This window comes from Klebsiella sp. K-3 (genome assembly GCF_051207495.1).
GTDB classification, from domain to species: domain Bacteria; phylum Pseudomonadota; class Gammaproteobacteria; order Enterobacterales; family Enterobacteriaceae; genus Klebsiella; species Klebsiella aerogenes.
Genome location: NZ_JBPNXF010000013.1, coordinates 36,320 through 49,385, shown reverse-complemented (window position 1 = coordinate 49,385; position 13,066 = coordinate 36,320). Strand labels below are relative to the sequence as shown.

The window sequence follows — 13,066 nt, the reverse complement described above, 5'->3', positions numbered from 1 at the left end:
AAAATGTAATATCTGATTAGTCATAGGTAAAAAAAAAGCCCTGTAAAAACAGGGCTTAGAAAGTAAAACTTTACTGGCTTAGTTAATCCATTCAGTATGGAACACACCGTCTTTGTCAATGCGCTTATAAGTATGTGCGCCGAAGTAATCACGCTGAGCCTGAATTAGATTTGCTGGCAATACTGCAGAGCGATAACTGTCATAATAAGCGATGGCGGCTGAGAATGTCGGAACAGGGATACCATTTTGCACCGCATAAGCGACAACATCACGTAATGCCTGCTGATAATCATCAGCAATCTGTTTGAAGTAAGGAGCTAATAACAGATTAGCAATTTTTGCATCCTGATTATATGCATCGGTGATCTTCTGGAGGAACTGAGCGCGGATGATGCACCCTGCACGGAAAATTTTAGCAATTTCTCCGTAGTTAAGATCCCAATGATACTCATTCGAGGCTGCTCGCAACTGAGAAAAACCTTGAGCATAAGAAACGATCTTACCTAAATATAATGCTCTACGGACTTTCTCAACAAATGCTGTTTTATCACCAGCAAGTTTAGCTTGTGGGCCCGTCAATACTTTAGACGCTGCAACACGCTGCTCTTTAAGGGACGAGATATAGCGAGCGAAAACTGATTCCGTAATAAGGGACAATGGTTCACCTAAATCAAGAGAGCTCTGGCTTGTCCACTTACCAGTGCCTTTATTCGCGGCCTCGTCAAGAATGACATCAACCAAATAGTTACCTGCCTCATCTTTCTTGGTGAAGATATCTTTAGTAATATCAATGAGATAACTACTTAATTCACCTTCATTCCATTTGGTGAAAGTTTCCGCCAATTCCTGGTTGGAAAGATTTAAACCACCCTTCAACAATGCATAGGCTTCAGCGATTAGTTGCATATCGCCGTATTCGATACCATTGTGAACCATCTTAACATAATGGCCCGCGCCATCAGCCCCGATGTAGGTCACGCAAGGCTCACCGTCTTCCGCTACAGCCGCAATTTGTTTAAGAATTGGCGCAACCAGTTCATAAGCTTCTTTTTGACCACCAGGCATAATTGAAGGACCTTTCAATGCCCCTTCTTCTCCGCCGGATACACCTGTCCCGATAAAGTTGAACCCTTCAGCAGAGAGTTCGCGATTACGGCGAATAGTATCCTGGAAGAATGTATTACCCCCATCAATTATGATGTCACCTTTTTCCAGGTATGGCTTCAGCGATTCAATTGCACTATCAGTGCCGGCACCGGCTTTAACCATCAACAGGATACGTCGAGGGGTTTCCAGAGATTCAACAAACTCTTTCACTGTGAAATAAGGGACTAATTTTTTGCCTGGATTTTCAGCAATAACTTCTTCAGTCTTTTCACGGGAGCGGTTGAAAACAGAGACGGTATAGCCACGACTTTCGATGTTGAGCGCAAGGTTTCGGCCCATCACCGCCATACCAACAACCCCTATCTGTTGCTTGGACATTACTTACTCCTGTCTGGTGTGGTCACTGCGACACGTTCGCAGTTTAAATGTGATGTTTATATTAGCTCAAAGCCCGTATGACGTATAGTGTAAAAATGTTAACAAATGAAGAATAAAAAACATAACCCATTGAAAAATATGGCATTCTACTCTTACATACAGCACCATTAACGCAATAAAAGCCAACCGATATGAAATTGTTTAGTTTTTCTGCATTTATTAATAATTGATTTTTTTAGTTTCAATAAACTCCGAATATTTAGAATTAACGTATTCAGCAATTTCCTGGTTAAAGCGCTCGGTAGAAAATTTTAACGCATGTGCGCGGCAATCATTTGGAAGAATTTGATCTTGCATCGTTTCAAACTTTTGCACAGCATCAATGACAGAAGCTACATCCTGTTTGTCAAAAAGGATACCTGTTGGATTATCTACACCAAATGGTCTTACTGTTTCAAGTGAACCACCTTTTCCAAACGCAATTACAGGCGTCCCACAAGACTGTGCTTCAACTGGAGTAATTCCAAAATCTTCTTCTGCAGCAAAAACAAATGCTTTAGCATTCCTCATATGCTCTTGCATGACCTCATTTGATTGATAACCCAGAATTTCAATGTTAGCCGTGGCTTTAGACTTTATCTTTTGCATCTCCGGGCCATCACCAACGACGACGAGTTTACGATCTGGCATGTGACTGAAAGCCTCAACAATCAGATCAATACGCTTATAAGGGACAAGCCGTGATGCTGTAAAGAAATAATCTTCTTTATCTTCATTCAGAAGGAAGCGATTGACGTCAACAGGCGGATAAATGACATCAGCTTCACGCCCATAAACTTTTTTAATCCGGCGCGCGATGAATTGAGAGTTAGCAATGAAATGATCAACGCCATTTGCAGTTCGATAATCCCACATACGCATTTTATGCAGAATCAATTTTGCAATCATTCCCTTTAAGCCATGATCTAAACCTGCTTCTCGAAGATACTGATGCTGAAGATCCCAAGCATATCTTATAGGGGAATGAACATAACTAATATGGAGTTGATCAGGACCAGTTAAAACCCCTTTAGCAACAGCATGGCTGCTTGAAAGAATGACATCGTGCTTTGATACATCAAGTTGCTCAATTGCTATTGGCATCAAAGGAAGATATGTTTGATATTTTTTCTTCGCTTTCGGTAGGCGTTGAATGAATGTTGTGGTTATTTCTTTATTCTGAAAGTGTTTTTTATTTTCAGAGGAGAGAAAATCCACAACAGAATACAAGTGCGATTCTGGATAGGATTTAATAAGTTCAGCTACAACTTTTTCTGAACCAGCATAAGTTATAAACCAATCAGCAACAATACCAACATTTAAATCGCGCATAAAAACCCATCGTATATTTATAATTCAACATGCAAAATATATAAGGTGCTCCATAATTGCAAAGCACCTTTAGGAATTTAAATTTAAGCCCTTAATAATGCCAAAATCTCTGCAGTTTTGTTTTCCATTAAAGTAACATCACCTCTGGACTCTACATTTAGGCGAACTACAGGCTCAGTGTTAGAACTACGTAGATTGAAGCGCCATTCCGCAAACTCAAGGCTTATACCATCAGTATGGTTGATATCAAGGGCTTCCCCCTGATAGCGTTCAAGAACCCGTTTGATCGCAGACTGTGGATCGCTAAGGGAGCTGTTGATTTCTCCAGAAGCTGGGTAAGCTTGCATCCGCGTATTAACTAATTGGTTCAGCGTTTTATCTTTGATACATAGCAACTCGGCAACAAGGAGCCATGGGATCATCCCGCTATCGCAATAGGCAAAATCGCGGAAATAATGGTGAGCACTCATTTCGCCACCGTATATCGCATCTTCTGCGCGCATACGTTCTTTAATGAAAGCATGACCTGTTTTGGACATCACGGGAATGCCGCCCGCTTTATTTACAATATCAATTGTATTCCAGCTTAAACGCGGATCATGAATAATACGAGATCCTGGATTCTTTTCAAGGAATGCATCAGCCAAAAGACCAACAATATAGTATCCTTCAATAAAGTTACCCATATTATCGAATAGGAAGCATCGATCGAAATCACCATCAAATGCAATCCCCATATCAGCTTTATTCTTTATGACAGCGTCAGTGGTATCTTTTCTGCACTCAGGTAATAATGGATTAGGTATACCATTTGGAAAGGTACCATCAGGTTCATGATGCACCTTTATAAATTCAACAGGAACATTCTGTTTTATAAATCGCTTCTCAAGGGCATCAATAACGTGGCCAGCTGCGCCGTTTCCAGAATTAACAACTAATTTTAGCGTTCTATTAATATTATTAAGATTAATATAGCTCAATAATTTATCAATATATGCATCTAATACTGAAATCGATTGATAAGTACCTTTAGGCTGTGATGAGTTTATAGCAAAATTATTCTCTTCGGCCAGACGCTGGATCTCCCTTAGCCCAGTATCACCACTGATTGGCTTTGAGTTCTCACGCACGAGTTTCATGCCATTATAATCAATTGGGTTATGACTGGCTGTTACTTCCACTCCCCCATCAACACCGAGATAGGATGTAGCAAAGTAGATCTCCTCTGTACCTGATAATCCGATGTCAAGAACATCAGTACCAGCGTCCTGTAATCCTTTGGCAAGGGAAAGTTTAAGGGATTCACTAGTTAGTCTAACATCGCCTCCAACAACCATTTTTTTAGGCTTAAGATACTCACCATAGGCACGACCAATACGATATGCGATGTCCTCCGTAAGTTCAGAGCCTAACTTGCCGCGAATGTCATACGCTTTAAAGCAGGTTAATAATTCCATCATTTTCCCCAATTAATCAAATTCCATAATGATCTTTTAGACGAACAATATCATCTTCACCTAAATATGAACCAGACTGAATCTCAAGGATTTCAAGAGCTATTTTTCCTGGATTTTCCAGCATATGAGTCGAACCTGCAGGAATAAATGTTGACTGGTTTTCAGTAAGTAAAAACTCACGATCGTTTAAGGTAATCTTCGCTGTTCCTGATAATATAATCCAGTGCTCGGCACGGTGATGATGCATTTGTAATGAAAACTTACCGCCCGGTTTAACTGTGACTTTGTTAATATGATATTTAGTTGTATTAACAACTTTATCACTATGCCCCCAAGGGCTATAGGATTCGCGGTGGATTCTATACTCACGGCGCGAAGTCATTTTAAGATGTTCAACTACGCGTTTAACGTCCTGCACTTGGGATTTATCAATAACGAGCACAGCATCTTTGGTACTAACTACTACCAGATTATTAACCCCAACCGCAGCTACAAGTTGTTCTTCGCTGTTTATATAACAATTAGAAGAATCATGGACAAAAACATCCCCTGATAGTGAATTCCCTTTACCATCCTTGTCGTTAACTTCCCACAATGCGGACCATGAACCCACATCATTCCAACCAGCATCCAATGGTACCACAGATGCAGACTGCGTTTTTTCCATCACTGCATAATCAACTGACTCATCAGGACAAGCAGAGAAAGCATCTTTGTCAACACGAATAAAGTCACGTAAAGAATCGGTATGCACAGTCTGCATTGCCTGTTTACATGAACTGAGAATATCTGGACGGAACTCATCCAACTCTTGTAGAAAGCGACTTGCTCGAAACATGAACATGCCGCTATTCCAGTAATATTCACCGCTGTCTAGATATTCCTGTGCTGTAGGCAAATTGGGTTTTTCAACGAAACGTTTTACATCATAAGCTACATGATCATCAAAATGTTCTTCGCTACCCCGCTGGATATAACCATAACCCGTTTCGGGACCAGTAGGAACAATCCCAAATGTTACAAGCTTTCCTTGATTTGCATAAACTACAGCACTGTTGATTGCAGCTTGAAAAGCTTCATTATTCTCAATAACGTGGTCTGCAGCCAAAACAAGGAGCAATGGGTCATCATCATGTGCAACTGCGTGTAACGCGGCAAGAGCTATAGCTGGAGCCGTATTACGCCCAATGGGCTCAAGAATAATATTATTAGAGAGCTTCTCGATTTGACGTAGTTGTTCAGCGACTAAAAAACGATGTTGTTCGTTACAAATTACAATAGGTTCTTTAGTCTCTAAACCATTAAGGCGAGTAATAGTCTCCTGAAGCATCGATAGCTCGCCGTGTAAACGTAAAAACTGTTTCGGATATAGCTCTCGCGACATCGGCCATAAACGACTTCCAGTACCTCCAGCCATTATCACTGGGAGAATCATGACTTAACCTCATTTAGTATATTAACAGTTCGACATAGAGACATTAAGAATTAAATTAAACAACAAAACTTTTGCATTTATCAGCTAATTCATTAGCATATTGCTCATGCAAAGTTTTATTTTTAATAATGGTATTCATTCCAATTTTCTTACCATCAAATTCAAAATTAGCAGTCGCATTGGCGTTCATATCGACGTCAATTCTATTAAAGAAGTCAAACAATCCATCGAAACGGCAGTTATCAACTTTATTTTTAAAGCCACCATTTACAAAAATAACTGGAGTCCCCATAGCCAGGCACGGAAGAGCTGTATGGATCCTGGATGTTACAACCAGTTTTGCATTAGCTAATTTCCTAAGAAATTCATCAGCTAATTTAAAACCTTCATCCGCAGAAAGGTACGGGATGATCTGTTTTTCATATTTAGCATGCTTAAGTAATTCACTATCAAAAAACTGATTAAGGACTTTACTTCTATGATTAAATTCAAATGCACGACCATTTAGTAAGCGCTTACCAAAACGTAACGGTTGGCTAATTAACTCTGGTAATGACATTGAGTCATACATTACATCAATAAAATAAACATCATCCGTTACATTATCTCGTTTATATTTATTCCCCAAAGTAAGGGTCATGCAACCTGAATAATATGCATCAATTCCTTTTGAAATAAGCAAGTCACGTGTGTAAAAATCACGGCAACCTATAGGTGCATGCTTTTTAAAATGCTCGATACTCGCAGGTGTGAAAATTTTGTCTACAATAGTAGAGTTAATATGGATTGATACATATAAAGGAGTTATATCTTCAGATGGTGGAAAGTTTTCTGGTATATCCATGTACCACGCATTCATGATCATTTTTACTTTATTACCACTATAAGTATTCATATGATCTCGTGGTATATACTCATTCACGCAAGGTAAAAACTGGCGTGCTGCTGTACTTTGTACATAATCACCCAGATTGATCCAGTTTCTTTTGACATAGATGTCACTTTCGTATGTCAGGACGCCATATTGAGTATTGTTTACTTGCATGTTATTTCCTACCTAATTTTTTCTTTATTAAAGATATTAAATATTTTCTTTCTGAACTAATTAGCACCAAATAGAAAAAGAGTATAGTCACTGCAATTGTGTTTAAGGATATTAGAAGCAGTAATCCTAAAAAACCTACAGGAAGAACGGTGTTGATATAAAATGAAATTGCAAATGATATTAAAGAAACAGATAATAATCGCGGAAAAATATTAAGAAAAAATATTTTACTATTTAATCCTGTTACCTTTTCCACATACAGAACCCTGAATATAAGCATTGCAACTGCACAAAGTATACGACTCGAAACCGCCACGACCAATGCAAACCCTAATGAGTAAAGAGCATATGTAACTACTAAAGTTAAAAGCATTATCAATGATGCTATTAATTGATAGTTACGCAATTTCCCCACTGCATATGCTACTGTAACGAAAGGTCCTGAAAGAGAATCAACGATGACATACAGTATGACAATTCTTACCAACACCACCAAATGTTCTGGAACTTGTTTCAACCATAGGTTAATAACAAAAGGCGCATCTACAAAAGCAGGTACCGCTGCAATGAGTACGATAAAGCCAGTCAACTTACATGATAAAGACAGAAGAGAGGAAACCTCTTCATGATTTCCAGTTGAATGCTGCTTTATCAGTTGAGGATTAAATGCGGTTTGCAAAGTACCTATGACACGGTTAAATGCAATCAATACCTGCTCCGCTAACCAAACAGAACCATTCGCCACTACACCTACAAAGAAATATGTCAGCAGAGCGATACCTTGAGAAAGCCCAACTAAACTCAATGAGCCCATCATGGACCAACTCGAGAAGGTTAATATTTCTTTAAGCAGTTCTTTATTTTCTTTGAAACTCACCTTTACAGTGCATATATCTATTTTTCTAATACAGTTAACAAAATAGACAAAATACACTGAAATATATCCAAAAAGCAAGAACGCAGCATACCATATCAATTTCGAGTCGAAATCAAATAAGGTAAATAAATACACCATCCCCCAACGCTGAATGGCATCAAATATCCCTATTTTTGCAAACAAATCCATTTTTTCAGTAGCGATTAAAGCTGCGATAAATGGTGTTTGCATTATCTGAACGAGGAGAGATACGACAGATAGTTGATACACCCAAAATATTTCTGTCATACGCTCAGCAGGAACTCTTAATTTATAGATTAAGAACCATAAGCCAATTGTTTCAGCGAGGAATAAAACAGCACCGCATATTATAAAATGGACCAATATACTTGTCGAAAATACTCTTTTAGTCCAGGAAAAATCCCTTCTACCTAAACCAACTGACAAGAACCTTTGAGTTGCCAAAGCCGACACGTTTTGAATGAACGAAAATAAAACGATAATACTGCCAATGACACTGTAAAGCCCAAAGTCATAAACCCCAAGCGCATTTAAAACCAAGCGTGAGGTATAAAAAGTTGCAAACATTATCAGTAGCATCCTGCCATAAAGCATGAATGTGTTCTTTGCAACTATTTTTTTATTTGTAGCGTATTTTTCACTCATTTTTACCAACATTATCGTCAACACAGAAAAATTAATTCTTGTTTTACGATTTCTATACTCTTAATTACTTGTTAGATACGTATTAACAAGTTCAGCGGTAGCACTCCACGAATATTTACCGACCTGTTTAGAGCCTTTTCTAATAAGTTGGTTTTTAAGTTCAATATCAGAATGTAATTTAGATATTGCTGTTGCTATTTGCTGTATATTCTCAGGGTCGACCACCAGTGCTGCATCGCCAGCGACCTCTCCGAGGGAGGTTGTTTTGGAAGTAATAACGGGCACACCACTGGCCATTGCCTCAATGACCGGAAGACCAAAACCTTCATAGAAGGAGACAAAAATCAGTCCTTCTGCACCACGGTATAACTCAGGTAATTCTTCGGTTTTAACGAATCCAGTAAATACAACTCTATCAGTAAGTTCATTGATTTCAATGAGAGTCGCTAACTCATCTGTTTTCTTCCCAGTAAAAACAAGTTTTACGCTTTTAGGGATATCTGCTCTGGCAAAGGCCTGAATCGTTCCAACCTCATTCTTATGGCTTTTTCTGTTGCTGACACATAAATAATAAGGATAGCCAAACTCTTTCTTTTTCCCATCAGGTCTGAAATCGTTGGATACTCCATTACCGACATTTACAACCTTTTCAGCAGGAACTCCGGACCATTGAATGATTTTTTGTCGAGAAAACTCGGAAACAGTAAAAATATACTTAGCTTTTTGACACCCTCTTTTTATGACAACCTTATAAAATATTTTTTTTAACAAGCTGGAGTTTTCAGGACGTTCCAAATGATTCAAATCATGGATTGTAAATACATATGGTACCCTGGTAAATAACGGGGGAATATAACCTGGAAAAAAAACAATACCATCACGCATCTTCAACATCTTTAATGATGTTTTTATGCAATCAACAGGGCTGAATGGTTTGCCAGTGAAACCCGCACTTTTATAATTTGTTATTTTATTAATTTCTTCAGCAAATGTTCCGATTCCGCCTGAACCTGACCATCGGTCATCAATTAGAATGTTTTTCATAAATATCCATTGGTTAGTTGCTACTTATAATTTCTTTTAACTTTTGCGATAATGCTTCTATTTCTTCTTCTTCACTACCAGTTTTATATAAATAACCCTGAGGTATATAATCACGCATACCATCACGAGCAGGAGCTATAATGGAGACATTTGCCTTAATTGCTTCAAGCATTACAAGCGGTACCCCTTCATACAATGAAGGTAAAACTAATGCATCCACATCTTTGGTATGGTCCCATATATTATTCTTCCAGCCCATGTATTCAAAAGTCACATTAGAACTCAATGCGTCTGACATCTCTTTCATTTTGTTAAGGTCTGGACCATCACCAATAACCTTAACTCTTATATTTTTCTTGACATTAATTTTTTTTAAAGCGCCAACTAGTAAGTGTTGTCCTTTTTGCCGAAAATAGACCCTTCCAGCCATAAGCAAAACAAATTCATTTTCCTTGGGACGGTAAGTGTAACCACTCCCTCTTATATTTTCAGGGTTAAAATTAACTATAACATTACGCAACACTCTAACAGCAGCATTTGGGTTTCTTTTTGTAAGCTCACTAGCAAATATATTACTAATAGAGATATATTTGTCGCATTTTTTATAAACACTTCTTGATAGAATATCTTTAATCAAGGAAAGCTTACTTCCCATTAAAGAAAAACTATGTGTGTAAGGGATATAGCTAATTATTTGTTCCCTACAAACCCTAACCCCTTCATTTAAGAAAACAGACCCTAACTCAATATCACCTTGAACAATGATAATATAGTCATAATCAGTACTTATTTTTTTTAAGAAATTCCTTGCCAGTGTTCTATATTTGAGATTAAAAAAAGAGTGAAGGATTTCTAATCTTTTATGACAAATCGCATGCGTATTATATTCCACACCTTGATTCGCAAGGATTTTTTTTAATTGTGAATTATCATCTGGTACAAAACATGATAAATCAATCCCTTTATTAAGGAATCTTTTTATATGAGCTATGGTCATTAATTCATGACCACCCACGATTGATGCAGTAAATACAACCGCTGTTTTAAATTTATTAATCATTTGCACCTTCAGTTTTATTTTTATAATCTTGGTTAAACCAAACCGTACACAACCCCATCATGATAAATAGATTTGTTGCAGTCGGGGGCAGCCAAAAAGCACCATCTGATAATGCAGCGCAAAAATATGCGACAAATGGCAGAATATAAGGCGATCTTAACAACGGTTTTAATTTAAGAAAAATAAAACTCAAGAAATATAACATCATTGGCACACCAAAAATTTGCGCTATTGAAGCTGGGAGAACTTCATAAATCTCATAAAACGTTCTGTTGTAAGATAACATACCATTTAGCAGTATTAATGGGTGCTCTGTAATAATATCGATATAATATATAATCTTTTCAATTCTTCCGCTCCCTTGACTTAGGTCACGGTTAACCAATCTTTCATAAATTATTTTTGAAAAAATATTATCGGTATTTAATAAAATTAAAAACATGACTACCGAGGCTACGATTACAAGTAGCATTATTATCAATGCCATTGGTGATTTTTTTTCTGCGGTAAAAAACATCCATAAAAGCGCGCCAATCATACCAAGATATATAGATGCTGAGGCTGTCAATAATACGACTATTCCAAGTAAAGCCAATGGGACAATTGTCCCCTTTAACTCATTTCTTAAATTTGCAATAACAGCGAAACCAATTAATAATAGATTGGCGCCAAATACATTACCGTTTTGATATGTGGATGTGGCTTTTAGATAATGTATCCCCCAAATCATATTGTTTTTGTCTGCAAGAAAGTTTGGCGTTACTGCATCCTGGAAATTGGCTGTAATACCAGGAATAACCACAGTATAGTCACCAATTATCTTTTGCATTAAAGCATAAATAACAAGGATGTAAAAAATTAATTTTAAATAACGTTTCCAATTGTCAGCATTGTTGATACCAAGAGCGCCATAATAACAAAAAAAAGCAAACATCGAACTAATATATGCTATTTGAGATGACAATGGTAAAAATGGTGACCCCGAAAAAAACAATGCATTGTATGAAGATTGATTTATTAAAAATGAAAGCAATAATAATATTAATGGTATTAATGCGAGTAAAAGTTCTTTCGGTCTTGTCAGTGCATGCAGGGCTCCCATGAACATAAAATACATACTACTCAACAGGGAAATATATAGTGGGAACCCTCCGATTTTAGCACCTGCTTTGGGGATCGCAAATGTTATGAAAAGCAGTGCATCTTTTAACCTACTCATATTTCTTATCCATTTTTATATTCTTAATTTCAAAAAATCAATTTTGATATGATATTTGCTCTTTATTTATTAAAATATCATTTAATACATTGTTATTCGTTTTTACACTCAATTTCTTATTTATCTCAGTCTTAAAAAACTGTATAGCTTTAAAATTTTTTGATGGAACATTTATGAACGAATTATTAGCAATTGTTATGCTTGCATTCGGCTTCTTAACATTTCCAACCTTGATTGTGCTAGCCAGTTCATCAATTACAGTATCATATTTAAACTTATTATCGGAAATGTCAATATCGCCATTATTATTGCTAGTAAAATCAACAACCACATTGCCAAAATAATTATTTCTAACATTTAAATAATCAGCCGCACCATTTTGTTTGAAATACGAAATCAAACCTTCACTAACAAACACATTACCGATAAAGTTAATATTTTTATTAAGAGGTCTTTGACTAGCATTAAATATGGCAGCAATCGATTTGCCATAAACACCAGTGTTAAGTGCAAGATTATTTTTAAATATAATATTATCGCATATAAAAAAAGTAGCTAAACAGCCATGCTTAAAATTTTTGACAATATTATTTTTAGCAATGCTATTGTTACAACCTTCAAAATCGATACCCACATCACCGCCGTTTTCTACATAATTTGCAGCAATGTTTACACGATCCCCCATTGACCCCCAAATTCCCCCTAATCTAACATCACGAATTATATTATTATTAATTACTAATTCCGTACATTTTCTTTCATTATTCGGCTCACCATCTTTAACGGGATCCGAATCCCCCCCCCAGAACATAACTCCATGATAGAAAGCTGAGATTATATTATTACTACACCGCCCTCCATTTATATAACTAAGTTCAATACAGGCATGATTAGTTTTTATTTGTTTTGCATTAGCGCTACAAGATGACACATTTATATCCTGACTTATTTTTCCGATAAGAATATCAGAATATCTTTGTGTCATTTTGGAAGCAAAAATCCTACACCCTATACATTTGATTTTTTTTACAGTGATATCTTTAACATAGTCTATACACTGTACTACTACCATCATATCGTCTTCAGCAATGAAGGTCCCTCCTGAAATCTGTATATTTTTAGCATCTTTAATATTAAATATCGCAGTGCTATTATTACTTTTTTGTGTATTAATATAAATATTAGCCCCATCTGAGAAAATTATTTCTGACATCGAGCTAATGTTAATAGATGTTCCATCAAAGTAATAATCTCCAGAAGGGATTACAATTTTCTTACTATTTTGACCTTTAAATAATTCTGATAAATTTTTTTTAGTATTATTTATTGTTACTGCGCGTGCAAACTGACTGCTTAATGCTACACTAGAAATTGTTGATAACAAGAATGCTCTTCTATTCATGTTCA

General features: G+C 36.7%; 10 protein-coding genes. All 10 read right to left on the bottom strand.

Features of this window, described 5'->3' with window-relative positions:
* Positions 1 to 78: 78 nt before the first annotated feature.
* The 10 genes from gndA to ACSEMK_RS20500 all read right to left on the bottom strand — a co-directional run bounded on the left by gndA (position 79) and on the right by ACSEMK_RS20500 (position 13,061).
* Positions 79 to 1,485, bottom strand: coding sequence for an NADP-dependent phosphogluconate dehydrogenase (gndA, locus tag ACSEMK_RS20545; RefSeq protein ID WP_113373497.1), 1,407 nt, complete (start codon positions 1,483 to 1,485; stop codon positions 79 to 81).
* Between the two features lie 219 nt (positions 1,486 to 1,704).
* Complete coding sequence (locus ACSEMK_RS20540) at positions 1,705 to 2,856, bottom strand: glycosyltransferase family 4 protein (protein ID WP_337071930.1); 1,152 nt, start codon at positions 2,854 to 2,856, stop codon at positions 1,705 to 1,707.
* Between the two features lie 83 nt (positions 2,857 to 2,939).
* Positions 2,940 to 4,313: a phosphomannomutase CpsG gene (cpsG, locus tag ACSEMK_RS20535; protein WP_411325143.1), complete on the bottom strand. Its 1,374-nt coding sequence runs from the start codon at positions 4,311 to 4,313 to the stop codon at positions 2,940 to 2,942.
* Between the two features lie 16 nt (positions 4,314 to 4,329).
* Positions 4,330 to 5,748 (bottom strand): mannose-1-phosphate guanylyltransferase/mannose-6-phosphate isomerase, encoded by a 1,419-nt coding sequence (locus ACSEMK_RS20530; RefSeq protein WP_113373495.1) that lies wholly within the window; start codon positions 5,746 to 5,748, stop codon positions 4,330 to 4,332.
* Between the two features lie 55 nt (positions 5,749 to 5,803).
* A complete protein-coding gene (locus ACSEMK_RS20525; protein WP_049047040.1) occupies positions 5,804 to 6,793 on the bottom strand; it encodes a polysaccharide pyruvyl transferase family protein in 990 nt (329 codons plus the stop codon).
* A 1-nt stretch (position 6,794) separates the two neighbouring features.
* Positions 6,795 to 8,336 (bottom strand): lipopolysaccharide biosynthesis protein, encoded by a 1,542-nt coding sequence (locus ACSEMK_RS20520; RefSeq protein WP_316424209.1) that lies wholly within the window; start codon positions 8,334 to 8,336, stop codon positions 6,795 to 6,797.
* A gap of 60 nt (positions 8,337 to 8,396) precedes the next feature.
* Positions 8,397 to 9,380 carry a glycosyltransferase family 4 protein gene (locus ACSEMK_RS20515; RefSeq protein WP_430914576.1) on the bottom strand — a complete coding sequence of 328 codons (984 nt, stop codon included), beginning with the start codon at positions 9,378 to 9,380 and terminating at the stop codon, positions 8,397 to 8,399.
* Positions 9,381 to 9,393: 13 nt separating this feature from the next.
* Positions 9,394 to 10,440: a glycosyltransferase family 4 protein gene (locus ACSEMK_RS20510; RefSeq protein WP_316424211.1), complete on the bottom strand. Its 1,047-nt coding sequence runs from the start codon at positions 10,438 to 10,440 to the stop codon at positions 9,394 to 9,396.
* Positions 10,433 to 11,659 carry a hypothetical protein gene (locus ACSEMK_RS20505; protein WP_316424212.1) on the bottom strand — a complete coding sequence of 409 codons (1,227 nt, stop codon included), beginning with the start codon at positions 11,657 to 11,659 and terminating at the stop codon, positions 10,433 to 10,435. The genes ACSEMK_RS20510 and ACSEMK_RS20505 overlap by 8 nt, the downstream gene beginning before the upstream one ends.
* Before the next feature lie 37 nt (positions 11,660 to 11,696).
* Positions 11,697 to 13,061 (bottom strand): right-handed parallel beta-helix repeat-containing protein, encoded by a 1,365-nt coding sequence (locus ACSEMK_RS20500; RefSeq protein ID WP_316424213.1) that lies wholly within the window; start codon positions 13,059 to 13,061, stop codon positions 11,697 to 11,699.
* Between the last annotated feature and the right edge of the window lie 5 nt (positions 13,062 to 13,066).